Annotated in this window: 13 protein-coding genes; 4 read left to right on the forward strand and 9 right to left on the reverse strand. The window is 62.0% G+C overall.

Going from position 1 to position 14,663, the window contains the following annotated elements; genetic code table 11:
• Positions 1-219 precede the first annotated feature (219 nt).
• From ACWGZX_RS17500 to cbiE, 9 genes are all read right to left on the reverse strand, one after another.
• Positions 220-591 (reverse strand): DUF6124 family protein, encoded by a 372-nt coding sequence (locus ACWGZX_RS17500; protein ID WP_452624770.1) that lies wholly within the window; start codon positions 589-591, stop codon positions 220-222.
• Positions 592-1,442: 851 nt separating this feature from the next.
• On the reverse strand, positions 1,443-2,819 hold the full coding sequence (locus tag ACWGZX_RS17505; protein ID WP_452624771.1) for a PepSY-associated TM helix domain-containing protein: 1,377 nt from the start codon (positions 2,817-2,819) through the stop codon (positions 1,443-1,445).
• Positions 2,820-2,949: 130 nt separating this feature from the next.
• Positions 2,950-5,067 carry a TonB-dependent copper receptor gene (locus ACWGZX_RS17510; protein ID WP_452624772.1) on the reverse strand — a complete coding sequence of 706 codons (2,118 nt, stop codon included), beginning with the start codon at positions 5,065-5,067 and terminating at the stop codon, positions 2,950-2,952.
• Between the two features lie 264 nt (positions 5,068-5,331).
• Positions 5,332-5,781 (reverse strand): DUF2946 domain-containing protein, encoded by a 450-nt coding sequence (locus ACWGZX_RS17515; protein ID WP_452624773.1) that lies wholly within the window; start codon positions 5,779-5,781, stop codon positions 5,332-5,334.
• 20 nt (positions 5,782-5,801) lie between these two features.
• On the reverse strand, positions 5,802-6,281 hold the full coding sequence (locus ACWGZX_RS17520; RefSeq protein ID WP_452624774.1) for a copper chaperone PCu(A)C: 480 nt from the start codon (positions 6,279-6,281) through the stop codon (positions 5,802-5,804).
• Between the two features lie 48 nt (positions 6,282-6,329).
• Positions 6,330-6,728, reverse strand: coding sequence for a DUF2946 domain-containing protein (locus ACWGZX_RS17525; RefSeq protein ID WP_452624775.1), 399 nt, complete (start codon positions 6,726-6,728; stop codon positions 6,330-6,332).
• Between the two features lie 201 nt (positions 6,729-6,929).
• Positions 6,930-7,664: a cobalt-precorrin-6A reductase gene (locus ACWGZX_RS17530; protein ID WP_452624776.1), complete on the reverse strand. Its 735-nt coding sequence runs from the start codon at positions 7,662-7,664 to the stop codon at positions 6,930-6,932.
• Complete coding sequence (locus ACWGZX_RS17535) at positions 7,661-8,758, reverse strand: cobalt-precorrin-5B (C(1))-methyltransferase (protein WP_452624777.1); 1,098 nt, start codon at positions 8,756-8,758, stop codon at positions 7,661-7,663. Before ACWGZX_RS17535 ends, ACWGZX_RS17530 begins: the two co-directional genes overlap by 4 nt.
• Positions 8,751-9,962 (reverse strand): precorrin-6y C5,15-methyltransferase (decarboxylating) subunit CbiE, encoded by a 1,212-nt coding sequence (cbiE, locus tag ACWGZX_RS17540; protein WP_452624778.1) that lies wholly within the window; start codon positions 9,960-9,962, stop codon positions 8,751-8,753. Before cbiE ends, ACWGZX_RS17535 begins: the two co-directional genes overlap by 8 nt.
• Before the next feature lie 144 nt (positions 9,963-10,106).
• Here cbiE and cobG point away from each other — a divergent pair, with 144 nt between their 5' ends.
• From cobG to cobJ, 4 genes are read left to right on the forward strand one after another with little or no spacing between them, the layout of a single operon-like run.
• A complete protein-coding gene (gene cobG, locus ACWGZX_RS17545) occupies positions 10,107-11,414 on the forward strand; it encodes a precorrin-3B synthase (RefSeq protein WP_452624779.1) in 1,308 nt (435 codons plus the stop codon).
• On the forward strand, positions 11,407-12,033 hold the full coding sequence (locus tag ACWGZX_RS17550) for a precorrin-8X methylmutase (RefSeq protein ID WP_310351673.1): 627 nt from the start codon (positions 11,407-11,409) through the stop codon (positions 12,031-12,033). The genes cobG and ACWGZX_RS17550 overlap by 8 nt, the downstream gene beginning before the upstream one ends.
• Positions 12,033-12,764, forward strand: coding sequence for a precorrin-2 C(20)-methyltransferase (locus ACWGZX_RS17555; RefSeq protein ID WP_033049173.1), 732 nt, complete (start codon positions 12,033-12,035; stop codon positions 12,762-12,764). Before ACWGZX_RS17550 ends, ACWGZX_RS17555 begins: the two co-directional genes overlap by 1 nt.
• The gene (gene cobJ, locus ACWGZX_RS17560) at positions 12,764-14,467 is read left to right on the forward strand and encodes a precorrin-3B C(17)-methyltransferase (RefSeq protein WP_452624780.1); all 1,704 of its coding nucleotides are present in this window, start codon (positions 12,764-12,766) and stop codon (positions 14,465-14,467) included. Before ACWGZX_RS17555 ends, cobJ begins: the two co-directional genes overlap by 1 nt.
• Positions 14,468-14,663 lie beyond the last annotated feature (196 nt).

The following is a 14,663-nucleotide window of genomic DNA, read 5'->3' on the forward strand; positions in this document are numbered from 1 at the left end:
TGGAAATGACGGGTTAGAGCGGTTGTGCGGTTTTGGCAGCGCACCATGAAAGGACGAGGTCGGCGCGGTGGTGCGACGAGGTGCTCCACATTGGGGCGAGCAACGGTGATCTCCTGTGGGAGCGAGCCTGCTCGCGAAAGCGGTATGCCAGTCACATTGATGCTGGATGTGCTGCCGTCTTCGCGAGCAGGCTCGCTCCCACATTTTTCTGCAGTGTTTCTAGGTGGGGACGACGTTATCCACCGCGCGGTTCACGGCCAGTTCCGCGAGCATGATGACCTGCTGAATCGCCATCGCCTTATGGCGTTGCGGGCCGATCAACTCGGTGGCGAAATCGCTGGCCAGGACACTGGCTGATGCCAAGGATTCACAGGCATTGACCAACAGGCTTTCGGTGTCGTTGTTTGGGGCGATCATGAACATGGTGCTGGGGCGGCGGGGTTTTTCGGTGTATTGGGCCGGGGGATCGAGGTAGTAGTCGAGGGCGCGCTTGATGGCGTCGCGGTCTCTGAGCAGGTCTTCGTCGCGAGATGTTTCGGGATCGGGGGTGGTGGTGTCGATGGGTGGATCTGGAACAATCTTTTTGCTCATTTGGGGTCATCTCAATTGGGGCCACCACCTATCGTTCTCACACGATAAAGGGGTGGCAGCTATGTGCGGAGTGAGAAACCGGTAACCCCGAACCCGGCCGGACCGAAGTCCGCCCGCACACAGCCGCCATAGAGCATTGCAGGCAGCGGATAAGCCGGCGGCAATTATGGTGGTACTGATGTTGGATTAACAGGGGCTGCCGGGTTCTCACACCCGATCACTGATTTGCAGTGACAGCCCCAGACTAGACAGCCCACGTCCGACGAACAACCTGAAAAAGTCGTGGGAAACGTCCGGTCATTTCACATTCAGATAAACACACATAAACAACCCCAGAATCACAATCCCTGTAGGAGCTGGCTTGCCAGCGAAAGCGGTGTATCAGCCACAAAAATGTTGAATGTGCCGCCGTCTTCGCTGGCAAGCCAGCTCCTACAGTGGATGTATGGCGCATGCAGAATCAGTGAGCGACGATACCCCCCTGTAGGAGCTGGCTTGCCAGCGAAAGCGGTGTGTCAGTCACATCGATACTGGATGTGCCGCCGTCTTCGCTGGCAAGCCAGCTCCTACAGTGGATGTATGGCGCATGCAAAATCAGTGAACGACGATACCCCCCCTGTAGGAGCTGGCTTGCCAGCGAAAGCGGTGGGTCAGACACATCGATGCTGGATGTGCCGCCGTCTTCGCTGGCAAGCCAGCTCCTACAGTGGATGTATGGCGCATGCAGAATCAGTGAACGACGATAACCCCGTGTGGGAGCGGGCTTGCTCGCGAAAGCGGTGGGTCAGTCACATCGATGCTGGATGTGCCGCCATCTTCGCGAGCAAGCCCGCTCCCACATTAGAATGTGGTCACAAAGTTGAGGCCGATTCGGTTTGTCGGCTGAAGCGCGACAACAACACGCGATCCAGCACCCAGACCACCACCAAGGATGCGCCCACTAGCGGAAACATCACCGCCAGGGCGAACATGATGACCATCGCGGTTTTCCATTTCGGCAGGTCGTGGCGCAGCGGCGGCACACCGAATTTGCCCTGTGGCCGACGCTTCCACCAGATCACCACGCCACTGACGGCGCTGAGCAGGATCATCAGGCAGATCAGCAACACGATGATCTGATTGAACACACCGAACATCTTGCCTTCGTGCAACATCACGCCGATTTCCGTGGCGCGGGCGACGGTGCCGTATTGCTCGTAACGCACATCGGCGAGGACGTCGCCGGTGTATTGATCGACGTGCAGCGTGGCGTCGTTGCGCGGGTCGTCGGCGAACACGGCGATGGTGAACACGCCGGTGGCGGTTTTCGGGAAGGTGATGCTGTAACCCGGCTCGACCTTGCGTTGTACGGCGATGTTCTGCACGTCTTGCAGGCTGATGGTCGGCGCGGCCGGGCCAGTTGGCGTGCCGTCGTGGGCCATGTGTTCGGCGTGGTCGCCGGACATCGGCATCGGCGTGTTTTCCATCGCCCAAGGCACGGTCTGGCGAGTGGCGGTGTTGAGGCTGCGGGCCTCGACATCGGATTTGGGCACGTTGTCCCACATGGCGGCCGGGAACACGTTCCAGACGCCTGCGTATTTCTCACCCCAGAACCCGGTCCAGGTCATGCCGCTGAGCAACATCACCAGCAGCAACGACGCGCCCCAGAACCCGGTCACCGCGTGCAGGTCACGCCACAACACACGACCGCGACTGGTCAGGCGCGGCCACAAAATGCCCGCCGCCTGGCCGCGCGGCCACCACAGGAACACCCCGGACACGACCAGCACGATGCCCCAGCCGGCAGCCATTTCGATCAGTCGATCACCGACGGTGCCGATCATTAGCTCACCATGAATCGATCGCGCAACCGCTTGCAGGTTCTTCTTCGCGTCTTGCTCGCCGAGGATGTCGCCCTGGTAGGGATCAATGAACACGTTGAGCTCGGTGCCGGCATTGATCACGACAAATTGCGCGCTGCGCTCGGCGTTGACCGGTGGCAGGTACTGCTTGATGGTGGCTTGGGGATACGCTTCTTTGACCCGCTTGAGCAGGTCGTCGGCGGACACCGTGTGGTGGCCGGCCGGGACGTTCATCAGGCTGCCGTACATCATCGGATCGAGTTGCGGTTTGAACAGGTAAATGATGCCGGTCAGGGCCAGCATCACCATGAAGGGCGCCACGAACAGACCGGCATAGAAGTGCCAGCGCCAGGCCAGGTTGTAGAAATTCGGTTTGGGCTGTTTCATTGGTTGTGCTCCGCTTGGCGATTCAATTGTCTGTAAAAGATCGCAGCCTCGTTTCACTCGACAGCTCCTACAGGGTGTACGCGTGACAATGTAGGAGCTGGCGTAGCCTGCGATCTTTTGACTTTTCTTGTTAGAAACTCATGTCAACCTTGGTCCAGAGCGTGCGCCCCGGTTCTTTAATGGCCTGCGGGTTTTGGGCCGGGTAGCCAAAACCGGCGTTGCCGGCCAGGTTCAAGTGCTCGGCGTAGGCCTTGCCGAACAGGTTGTCGACGCCGGTGCTGACCCTCCAGTGTTGGTTGATCCGGTAGGCACCATTGAGCGAGAACACGCCAAAGCCCGGGGTCTTGTCGAAGTCTTTGCCGACGACGTTGCCCTTGTTCAAATCGATGCGGTTTTGCGCGGCGACCACCCGCCACAGCGCCCCGGCACTCCAGTTGTCTTCGCTGTAGGTGAGACCGAAACGCGCGTCCAGTGGCGGCATTTGTGGCAGTGGGTTGCCGTCGCTGCTGTTCTTGCCCCAGGCGTAGGCCAGGGTCGCGTCGGCTTTCCAGTTGTTGGTCAACCGGTAGGCCGCACCGAGTTCGCCGCCCATGATGCGGGCGTCGATGTTTTTTGCCTGGGAGAGAGTTCCCGTCGGGGTCGGGATGTAGTTGAACAGGATGTAGTCGTGCACTTTCCCGACGTAACCCGAGACCCAGGCATCAAGGTCTTCGGTTCGGTATTGCAGGCCGAAGTCGAGCTGGGTGGTTTTCTCAGGCTTGATCGAATCGAAGGCATTCACCGAACCGGCGGGGCCGCTCTTGGGTGAAAACAGCTCCCAGTAATCCGGGAATCGTTCGGTGTGACCGAGGCCTGCGTACAGGGTGGTCGGGCTGTCGGCCAGGTCATGCTCATAACGGGCGAAGCCGCTTGGCAGGGTGTCGGCGCGGGTATCGTCGGCGGTCGGGTTAGGGCGTTTCGTCATCCCTGAACCGATGGTTTGCCGGTAATCCTTGGCAGAGGCGCGGTCCAGGCGCGCACCGGTAATCAGCCTGTCCTGGTCGGCGGCGTACCAGGTCAGTTCGCTGAAGACGCCGTAGTTGTGGAAGTCGGCGTCCTCGGTGTACGGCAGGTCCTTATAGGTATTGATGCCCGCACTGCCGCGCTGGCGGTGTTCGCTGGTTTGCACGTCGATGCCGCTGATCAGCTGCACGACGCCCCAGCGCCAGGTGCCTTTGACCCGGCCGCCGATGGTTCGACGGTCGACGTTCGACGCCCTCGGGCCGGACATCATCCCGGTGCCGGACGGCGTGCGCAGGGTGTAGTTGTCCATCACGTGGTCGGCGTAGTTGTAGTAAATCTGGCCTTCGATCTTATCCAGCACGTCGCCGACGTTCGATTTTTCGAAGCGCAGGCCGAGGCTTTCGCGCAGGAACTGTGAACCGTCCATGCCACGCCCGGCGTAACGCGCTTCACCATCGCTTTTGCCGGCGGTCAGTTCCAGCAGGGTGTCGGCATCCGGGGTCCAGCCGAGCGCGACGTCGCCGTTCCACTTGTCGTAACGCGAGGGCACGGTGTCGTTGTTGCCATCCCGGTAGTCGTCGGCGTGTGCGGTGTTGCCGATCACCCGCACGTAGCCCAACGGCCCGCCGGCAGCGGCGTCCACCAGTTTGTCGAAGCGGCCGTTGGAGCCGGCCAGCACGCTGGCATTCACCCGGGTGCCGAGTTCACCGAAACTCTCCGGCTCTCGGTCGAAGAGGATGGTCCCGGCGGACGCGCCCGGCCCCCACAGTACGGTTTGCGGGCCTTTGATCACGGTGAGTTTGTCGTAGGTTTCCGGCGAGATGTACGAGGTTGGCGCGTCCATCCGGCCAGGGCATGCGCCCAGTAATTGGCCGCCGTTGGTGAGGATGTTCATCCGCGAGCCGAACATGCCGCGCAGCACCGGGTCGCCGTTGGTGCCGCCGTTGCGCACGAGGGCGAAGCCGGGGATGGTTTTCAAATAGTCGCCACCGTCGCTGGCCGGCACCGGTTGGCGCGGGTCCTTGGGGTTGGTGACGATGGTCAGCGGGGAGCTGGGGGCGATCGCGGTGATGACCGTCGGGCTCAGTTCTTCACTGTGGCCGGAATGTTCATCGGCCAACGCCAGCGGTGTCATTAGAGCGCCACACAGGAATGCGGTGGCGTGCCTGAATCGAACACTGGGTTCGTTCAGGGTTAAAGAAGCTTGGGCAGGGCGCAAGCGTGAGTCAGCAGAAAACCTGGACATGACAATTTCCATCGAACGGCATAAACGACACGGCCGGCAGCCGAGGCAATATCCTTGTGGGAGCGAGCTATGTGGCGAGGGGGCTTGCCCCCGTTGGGCTGCGAAGCGGCCCCAAACCTGCAGTCGCCGTGTATCAGGTACACCGCGTGCAATGTTTTACGACTGCTACGCAGTCGAACGGGGGCAAGCCCCCTCGCCACAAAAGCTGTCTCCCACAGGTTTGCCTGGCTGGCTTGTAAACCGTGTGAGATCAGAGGTGGGTGTTTACGCGACGATGGGCGGGGCGCGGGTTCGGGCGCCGGGGAAGAAAGGTTGCCGGGCGTGGCCCAGGCGGGGAGACGGGGTAGTGAATGTGCTGGCGGGCGGGGTGTTGAAGGCTGTGAACGAAACACCGCCGGTCAGTGCCGGGCAATTGAACAGCAGGCTGCAATAGCCGCATTTTTCCCAGATCGCGTGGTGTGAGGCCTTGGGCGGGCAGTGTTCGGCGGCGGGTTGCGCGCCGTGGTCGGCGTGCTCCATGGCCGACATGTCCATGCTCATGTCCATCGACATGTTCATGGTCATTGCAGAGGCGCGTTGATCCATCGGCATCGACTGAGAAATCAGCGGGCCGATAAAGATCATCAACATGGCGAACAGGCTGATCCAGCTGCCGCGCGTCAGGCTCAATGACTGACGACGTGACGCGGATGACCTGGCGCTAAGCGGGCGCATGGCGGCTTCTGCTCAGCGAATTACTGGGTGTGAACGTGCATCTGCGTGTCTTCAGGCGGTTTTTTCTGCACGGCGACTTCGACCGTCACATCACCGGCCTTTTCGAAATGCATCGTCAGCGGGAAGTGTTTGCCGTCGCTCAGCAGGCTGCGATCTTTCAGCTCCAGCAGCATCACGTGATAGGCCATCGGCGCAAACGTGACGTTGCCGCCGGCGGGAATCTCAACGCTCGGCACGTGTTGCATCTTCATCAGATCGTTCTGCATCACGTGCTCGTGCAACTGCGCCTCGCCCGAAATTGGCGAGTCGACACTGAGCAGGCGGTCAGCGGTTTTACCGCTGTTGTGAATCACGAAATAGGCGGCAACGGTTGGCGCATTGGGCGGCAACTCCTGCGACCACGGGTTCGCGATTTCCAGCTCGCCGACTTTGTATTCGTGGGCATTGGCAAAGCAGGCAGGCAGCAGCAACGCAGCCAGAACGATGAGTTTGTTCAACATGGCAGTTCTCCGGAACGATTCAAAACGCAGGTCAATTGCGAGAAGGAATCACACCAGAGGGGACGCGCGGGGGTTGAGACTCGGCCATTGCTGGCGCGGTGTGGGGGTATCGAGTGTGGCGGCAGGCAGGTTTCGATTACTCTCGAAGTGCGCGAAATACAGCTGCGGCTCATGCCCTGTCAGTGCCACCAAGGGGGCGGAGCCCGAGCAACACCAGCAATGCTGCATGTTGGAATGATCGTCGCCTTGCGGCGCCTTCTGCCCGATATCGCCCAGGGAAGTCGCCACCATCTTGGTGCCGCTGGAGGTGCAAAAACTGCCCCACAACAATTGCTCGGCAGGCGATTTCGCCGACTGCGCCATCGCATTGCTCATCGGCATGGCGAGCATGTTGAACAGCACTGCGAAGCAGGCGATCCAGGCAATTGCAAGCCGATGTCGGGACATGGGGAAATCCGTTTGGGTGGGCGATCAAGCGCGGCTATTTAGCCTGATCAGGGCCGATAAGTAAAAAAGCGGCGTGCGGTGTGGTGTCGCAGTGCCACGCTTTCATAAACCTCATGATAGTCGTGAATTTCAGATTGCCATTGCCGTCCAGCTGAGGTCGCGTACATTTTTGTAGCAGCTGGCGAAGCCTGCGTCCGGCTGCTACGGGTTATGTGGTGTTTGTGCTGTCAGGGCTGCCAACACATCTGCCACCGCCCCAAACTCCCGATCAACCCCCGGCAACACCGGCCGCTTCAAAACAATCACCGGCACCCCACGCTCCCGCGCGACTTCCAGCTTCGGCTCCGTCGCGGTGCTGCCGCTGTTCTTGCTGATCAGCACATCAATCTGCCGACGCTCAAACAGCTCTCGCTCATCCTCGGTCACAAACGGCCCACGCGCGCCGATGACTTCGCAGCGTTCGTTGCCGGGGTAAGCGTCCAGCGCACGCAAGGTCCAGAATTGCTCTGGCGGAATTTCGTGCAGGTGTTGCAAGGGTTCGCGGCCGAGGGTGAACAAGGGGCGGTGGAAGGGTTTCAGGGTTTCGATCAGCTCGGCCCAGTCGCTGACTTCGCGCCAGTCATCTCCAGACTGAGGTTGCCAGGCCGGCCGTCGTAGCGCCCAGCAGGCAATGCCGGTCAATTGCGCGGCGGTGGCGGCGTTGTGGCTGATTTGTGCGGCGTAGGGATGAGTCGCGTCCAGCAGCAGATCAATCCCTTCATCGCGAATGAATTGCGCCAAGCCTTCAGCTCCGCCGTAGCCACCGACGCGCACCTGGCAGGTCAAATCGGTCGGCACGCGACCCACGCCGGCCAGGCTGTAGATGTGTTGCGGCCCAAGGGTTCGAGCGATGGCCAGCGCTTCCGTCACACCACCGAGCAGCAAAACGCGTTTCATTGAAAAACTCCCGCATGGCCGACAATCCCGCCCTGACGATCAATAGCAAACACTTCGACCTGAACCTGTGCCGGCACCACGCTGCGGGCAAATTCCAGGGCGTGCTGACACACCGCATCACCCAGTGCGATGCCCGCCGCACTGGCCATCGCCAAGGCTTGCTGGCTGGTATTGGCCTCGCGAATGGCCTGTTGCAGCGCTTCGTCAGCACCGACCGCCGCCGCCCATTCGGCCAGTTGCGGCAGGTCGATGCTGGAGTGCCGGCTGTGCAAATCCATGTGCCCGGCCGCCAGTTTGCTGATCTTGCCGAAGCCACCGCACAGGCTGAGTTTATCCACAGGTACTTTGCGCAAGTGTTTGAGCACCGCGCCGACGAAGTCGCCCATTTCGATCAGGGCGATTTCCGGCAGGTTGTAGACCCGGCGCATGGTGTCTTCGCTGGCGTTGCCGGTGCAGGCGGCGATGTGCAGGTAACCGTTGGTTTTGGCAACGTCGATGCCTTGGTGGATCGAGGCGATGTAGGCCGCGCAGGAAAATGGTCGGACGATGCCGCTGGTGCCAAGAATCGATAGCCCGCCGAGAATCCCCAAGCGTGGATTCATGGTTTTCAGCGCCAGAGCTTCGCCGTCCTCGACGTTGACGGTGACCTCGAAGCCGCCGTTGTAGCCGAGTTCAGCGGCTAACAACGCCAGGTGATCGGTGATCATTTTGCGCGGCACCGGATTGATTGCCGGTTCGCCGACGGCCAGCACCAATCCGGGGCGCGTCACCGTGCCGACACCGCGCCCGGCCTTGAAACGAATGCCCGGCTCGGCGCTCAGGCGCACTTGTGTGTACAGCAGGGCGCCGTGGGTCACGTCAGGGTCATCGCCGGCGTCCTTGATGGTCCCGGCTTCGGCGCCGTCGTCGGTCAGGCGACAAAACTCCAGGCGCATCTGCACCTGCTTGCCCTTGGGCAAAACGATCTCGACCGCGTCAGCACCCACACCGGCCAACAACAGACGTGCCGCCGCCAGACTGGTGGCGGTGGCGCAACTGCCCGTCGTCAGGCCGCTGCGCAGCGGGGCGGGTTGCTCGGCGGTTTCGTCACGCATCGCAGGGCTTCGTCACGTCCAGCAAGGTAATGGGCAGCGCCTGACGCCAGGTGTCGAACTCGCCCAACGGCTGCGCCTGGGCAATGTGGATGCGGGTCAGTTCACCGCCGTGGCGTTCGCGCCAGGCCATCAGGGTCATTTCACTTTGCAGCGTGACCGCGTTGGCTATCAATCGGCCACCGGGTTTGAGTTGCGCCCAGCAGGTGTCGAGCACGCCTTCGCGAGTGACACCGCCACCGATGAAGATCGCGTCCGGGCGTTCGAGCCCGGCCAGGGCCTGTGGCGCGTTACCGCGAATCAGTTGCAGGCCGGGAACGCCGAGGGCGTCGCGGTTGTGTTCGATCAGCAGCTGTCGACCTTCATCGGCTTCAATGGCCAGTGCGCGGCAAGTCGGGTGCGCGCGCATCCACTCGATGCCAATCGAACCGCTGCCAGCACCGACATCCCACAGCAGCTCACCGGGCACCGGCGCGAGGCGCGCCAGGGTGATGGCGCGCACGTCACGCTTGGTCAGTTGGCCGTCGTGCCTGAAGGCCGAATCGGGCAACCCGGCCAGTCGTGACAGGCTCGGCGTGTTCGGCTCGGCGATGCACTCGATGGCGACAAGGTTCAGATCGGCGATCAGCGGATCGTTCCAGTCATTGGCGACGCCATCGATGCGCCGTTCGGCGGCACCGTCCAAATGTTCCAGTACTGTGAGGCGGCTCGGCCCAAAACCGCGTTCGCGCAGCAGTGCAGCAATCGCAGCCGGGCTTTGCCCGTCGTTGCTCAGTACCAACAGACGCACGCCGCTGAACAGCTGCGCATTGAGGGCCGCGACCGGCCGGGCAACCACTGAAAGCGTCACCACATCCTGCAACGGCCAGCCCATTCGCGCGGCTGCCAGCGAACAAGAGGAGGGCGCCGGCAGGATCTGCATTTCATCAGCCGGCACTTGCCGCGCCAGGCTGGCGCCGACACCGAAGAACATCGGATCGCCGCTGGCCAGTACGCACACCAGCTCACCGCGTCGGGCCAACAGCGGCTCAAGGGAAAAAGGACTGGGCCATAGCTGACGTTCGCCACGGATGCACACCGGCAGCAAATCCAGTTGCCGCTGACCGCCAATAATCCGCGAAGCACGCAGCAGCGCGTGCCGGGCGTTTCTGCCCAGGCCCTTGAAGCCGTCTTCACCGATTCCCACTACTGTCAGCCAGGGTGACATCTGCAGTCCTTAAAAATAGTCCTCAATCGGACGGTTCCGACGGGCAGGCTTTTCATGCCGCCTGACAAAGCAGGCATAATACCGCGCCTTCGCCCGCGAAGCGCCTTTCCCACACAGCCGGTCGCCCCCTTGAACGAACGTCCGATGTCCACTGCCTTACGCCCCTCGGCTTGCCCGGGGTTGCTGCGTATTGTTCAGGCGCTGGACGGTGGTATCTGTCGTATCAAATTGAATGGCGGTTCGATCAGCGCCGATCAGGCCGAAGCGGTGGCGGATGCCGCCGAACACTTCGCCGGGGGGGTGATCGAGGCGACCAATCGCGCCAACCTGCAAATTCGCGGGATCGGCAGTGAACACGCGACGTTGATCGACAGCCTGATGGCGGCCGGTCTGGGCCCGAGCAGCGCCGCTGGTGATGACGTGCGCAACCTGATGCTCAGCCCGAGCGCCGGGATCGATCGGCAGAGGCTGCTCGACACGCGTCCGTTGGCCGAGCAGATTCTCGCCACGCTGCAAAGCGATGCACGCTTGCACGACCTCAGCGCCAAATTTGCCGTGCAGCTCGATGGCGGCGAAGGCCTGGCGATGCTCGAACATCCGCATGACCTGTGGCTTTCAGCGGTCGAGCGAGACGGCGAACAACGGTGGGCGTTCGGTCTGGCCGGGTGCCCGACAGACGTCCCCGCCAGTTCGGTGTCGCTGGATCAAGGCCATGCGTTGGTCGTTGCAGTGCTTGAGTTGTTTCTCGAACAAGCGCGCCCGGATCAGACCCGCATGCGCCATCTGCTCGCCGAATGTTCACTCGACGAGTTTCTCGCTCGACTGGCCGAACGTGTGCCGCTGATCCCCATCGATGGTTGGCAGCGTAGCGCGGGTCCGGATTTCTTTCACATCGGCGCGCATCCGCAGCGTGACGCCGAACGTGTGTACATCGGCGCAGTGCCGCCACTGGGTCGTCTTGATCCCGCGATGCTGCGGGGTGTCGCAACACTGGCCCGGGAGCAGGGCGACGGCTGCCTGCGTTTCACGCCGTGGCAAAGCCTGTTGCTGCCCAGTGTGCAGGCCGACAATGCAGCGCACGTTATCCACAACCTTGAACAACTCGGCCTGCGCTGCTCGGCCGATGATGCTTTGGCCCAACTGATCGCCTGCACCGGCTCCACCGGTTGCGGCAAAGGCATGGCCGACACCAAGGGCGATGCCCGGCAACTGGCCGCTCTGCTGCAACATCACGGGCGTGCGTTGAACGTTCACCTGTCGGGTTGCTCGCGTTCCTGCGCGGCGGCGCACATCGCGCCGATCACCTTGTTGGCGGTTTCTGTCGGTCATTACGACCTCTATTTTCGCGACGCAGCACAGCCCGGTTTCGGCGCGCTGCACGCACGCAACCTTACTATTGAAGCGGTCGCAGCTTTGCTCGACGACCGCTCACGGAGCTCCCTAGATGCTTGATTACATCCGCGACGGTCAGGAGATCTATCGCAACTCCTTCGCGATCATTCGTGCCGAGGCCAACCTGGCGCGAATTCCCGCTGATCTGGAGAAACTCGCGGTGCGTGTGATCCACGCCTGCGGCATGGTCGATGCCATCGACGGCCTGCAGTTTTCCGAAGGTGCGGGCAAGGCCGGGCGCGAGGCGCTGGCCGCCGGCGCGCCGATTCTGTGCGACGCGCGGATGGTCAGCGAAGGCGTGACCCGCACGCGGTTGCCTGCCAACAACGAAGTCATCTGCACACTGCGCGATGACAGCGTCCCGGACCTGGCCCGCGAGTTGGGCAACACACGCTCCGCCGCAGCGCTGGAACTGTGGCGCCCGCACCTGGAAGGCAGCGTGGTGGTGATCGGCAACGCGCCGACCGCGCTGTTTTATCTGCTGGAAATGCTCGACGCCGGCGCGCCGAAACCCGCCCTTATCCTCGGCTTCCCGGTGGGCTTTGTCGGCGCCGCCGAATCCAAGGCTGCGCTTGCCGCCAACAGTCGCGGTGTGCCGTTTGTGATCATGCAAGGCCGGCTCGGCGGTAGCGCCATGGCTGCCGCCGCCGTTAACGCCCTCGCCACGGAGATCGAATGATGCAGCAACCTGGACGCTTGATTGGCCTGGGCGTCGGCCCCGGTGATCCGGAACTGATTACCGTCAAAGCCCTGCGCCTGCTGCGAGAATCGCCGGTGGTGGCGTACTTCGTCGCCAAGGGCAAAAAGGGCAATGCCTTCGGCATTATCGAAGCACATTTGCAGGACGCGCAAACGCTGCTGCCGCTGGTGTACCCGGTGACCACCGAAGCACTGCCGGCGCCGCTATCGTATGAGCAAGTGATCAGCGATTTCTACGATGCGGCCGGCGAAGAACTCGCCGCGCATCTGGACGCGGGTCGTGACGTGGCGGTGATCTGCGAGGGCGATCCGTTCTTCTACGGTTCTTACATGTACCTGCATGATCGTCTGGCCGAACGCTATGAAGCCGAAGTCGTGCCGGGCGTGTGCTCGATGCTCGGCGGTGCTTCGGTGCTGGGCGCGCCGCTGGTGTATCGCAATCAGAGTTTGTCGGTGCTGTCTGGCGTGCTGCCTCACGACGACCTCAAGCGTCGACTGGCCGATGCCGATGCGGCGGTGATCATGAAGCTGGGGCGCAATTTCCCTAAAGTCCGTCAGGTGCTGGAAGAACTCGGTCTGGCGGAGCGCGCGCTGTATGTCGAGCGCGCGACCATGGCCAATCAGAAAATAGTGCCGCTCAATGAGGTCGAGCCGATGTCCTCGCCGTACTTCTCGTTGATCATCGTTCCGGGCGAAAGGTGGCAAGGCTGATGGCCCGTCCAGTTCCGGCGATTGTCATTCTGGGCAATGGCAGCCTCGCGACCGCGCGCAAGATCCAGCAGCTGTACCCCGGTGCGATGATCCATGGCCTGGCCGAACGGGTTGAAAGTGCGGACCTTGTTTATCAGGAGTTTGGTGCCACCCTGCGTGAGCTCTATCAGCAGGACACACCGATCATCGCGCTGTGTGCAGCCGGTATTGTCATTCGCACGCTGGCGCCGTTGTTGCTGGAAAAAGGCGCCGAGCCGCCGGTGCTGGCCGTGGCCGAAGACGGCAGCGCCGTGGTGCCGCTGCTCGGCGGGCTGGGCGGCGTGAACGTCATGGCTCGGGAGATTGCCGCCGGTCTTGAGGTCGCTGCGGCGATAACCACCAGCGGTGAATTGCGCTTTGGCACCTGCCTGCTTAATCCGCCGAGTGGATACGCACTCGCTGATCTGGAGTTGGGTAAGCGTTTTGTCTCGGATTTGCTCGCCGGTCAAAGCGTGCGGATAGAAGGCGCGGCGCCGTGGCTGGCGCAGGCTCAGTTGCCGGAAGATCCCGAGGCGCAATTGTCGATCCATGTCGGCAGTGCTGAACGCACGCCAGCGGCCAATGAGTTGCTGATTTACCCGCGCAGTGTGTTGGTGGCGGTGAACGCCGATGTGGCGGATCTGCCGAATGCGATTCGCGCGGCGCTGCATCAGGCCAAAATCGCCGTGCAATCGGTGGCGTGCCTGTTGGCCAGCGATCTGCACATGACTAACCCGGCCTTGCGCGAAGCGGCGCTTGAGCTGGGTGTGCCGCTGCGGTTTGCGTCGGATTGCGGCGGCGTCAGTGAACTGGCCCGCCACACCGTGCCGGAGGCTACCGTTGTTTCGGCGGACACCGTTCTTGCCATTGCCGTGGCCAGCCAACCGTTGGACCTTGCCCGGATCGGTCGTGCGCGTGGTCGCCTGGCGGTGATCGGCCTGGGCCCTGGCGCTGCCGAGCTGATGGTGCCGGCGGTCAAGGCCGAGCTGGCGCGCGCCAATGATGTGCTCGGTTACGAAACCTACGTGCGCATGGCCGGGCCGTTTCGCGACGATCAGGTGCTGCACTGCACCGACAATCGCGAGGAAATGCAGCGCGCTCGCCATGCGTTCGAACTGGCGGCCCAAGGGCGCTCGGTGGTGGTCGTGTCGTCCGGCGATCCCGGCGTGTTCGCCATGGCGGCCGCGGTGCTGGAAGCATTACACGAATCGAGTGAGCCAACGTGGCACAGCGTTGATCTGGAGATCCTTCCGGGCGTTTCTGCGTCCCTGGCAACAGCGGCTCAGGCCGGTGCGCCGTTGGGGCACGACTTCTGCGTGATGTCCCTGTCGGACAACCTCAAACCTTGGGCAATCATCGAGAAACGTCTGGATCTGGCGTCTCAGGCTGACTTGGCGCTGGCGTTCTACAATCCGATCTCGCGTTCGCGTCCCTGGCAGTTGGGGCGGGCACTGGAGATTGTCGCGCAACACCGCACCGCAGAAACGCCCGTGGTGCTGGGGCGGGACATTGGGCGCCCGGGCCAGACCTTGCGTGTCACCACACTGGGGCAGTTGACCCCGGATCAGGTGGACATGCGCACCATGGTGCTGATCGGCTCCTCTACCACCTGTGTGTTCCCGCGTGCCGAGGGTGGCGAGTGGGTCTATACGCCGCGCTGGTATGGCGACAAGCCAACTTCCTGATAGTCAGCGGCCTCGTACTGAGGCCGCTCTATATCTGTCGCTATTTAATTAATATCAAATTTTTGCAACGGTATTTTTACATGTGTTGATGTAAGTTGATGTTTTAATGGTTGCGCGTATCTAGTCGTTTTCGGTGCTCTTGCATTTCTGAATGTTTTGTTGGTAATCAATTGTCTGTTTTATTTTTTGAGGCTGA

Source organism: Pseudomonas sp. CLCA07 (genome assembly GCF_053615335.1).

What these genes read in the sequence shown, in the direction of transcription:
- ACWGZX_RS17520 (WP_452624774.1), bottom strand. Translation starts at nt 6,281, where the DNA reads ATGTTGAACAAACTCATCGTTCTGGCTGCGTTGCTGCTGCCTGCCTGC.
- cobJ (WP_452624780.1), top strand. Translation starts at nt 12,764, where the DNA reads ATGGCCCGTCCAGTTCCGGCGATTGTCATTCTGGGCAATGGCAGCCTC.
- ACWGZX_RS17515 (WP_452624773.1), bottom strand. Translation starts at nt 5,781, where the DNA reads ATGCGCCCGCTTAGCGCCAGGTCATCCGCGTCACGTCGTCAGTCATTG.
- ACWGZX_RS17530 (WP_452624776.1), bottom strand. Translation starts at nt 7,664, where the DNA reads ATGAAACGCGTTTTGCTGCTCGGTGGTGTGACGGAAGCGCTGGCCATC.
- ACWGZX_RS17535 (WP_452624777.1), bottom strand. Translation starts at nt 8,758, where the DNA reads ATGCGTGACGAAACCGCCGAGCAACCCGCCCCGCTGCGCAGCGGCCTG.
- ACWGZX_RS17525 (WP_452624775.1), bottom strand. Translation starts at nt 6,728, where the DNA reads ATGTCCCGACATCGGCTTGCAATTGCCTGGATCGCCTGCTTCGCAGTG.
- ACWGZX_RS17500 (WP_452624770.1), bottom strand. Translation starts at nt 591, where the DNA reads ATGAGCAAAAAGATTGTTCCAGATCCACCCATCGACACCACCACCCCC.
- cobG (WP_452624779.1), top strand. Translation starts at nt 10,107, where the DNA reads ATGTCCACTGCCTTACGCCCCTCGGCTTGCCCGGGGTTGCTGCGTATT.
- ACWGZX_RS17555 (WP_033049173.1), top strand. Translation starts at nt 12,033, where the DNA reads ATGCAGCAACCTGGACGCTTGATTGGCCTGGGCGTCGGCCCCGGTGAT.
- ACWGZX_RS17510 (WP_452624772.1), bottom strand. Translation starts at nt 5,067, where the DNA reads ATGTCCAGGTTTTCTGCTGACTCACGCTTGCGCCCTGCCCAAGCTTCT.
- cbiE (WP_452624778.1), bottom strand. Translation starts at nt 9,962, where the DNA reads ATGTCACCCTGGCTGACAGTAGTGGGAATCGGTGAAGACGGCTTCAAG.
- ACWGZX_RS17550 (WP_310351673.1), top strand. Translation starts at nt 11,407, where the DNA reads ATGCTTGATTACATCCGCGACGGTCAGGAGATCTATCGCAACTCCTTC.
- ACWGZX_RS17505 (WP_452624771.1), bottom strand. Translation starts at nt 2,819, where the DNA reads ATGAAACAGCCCAAACCGAATTTCTACAACCTGGCCTGGCGCTGGCAC.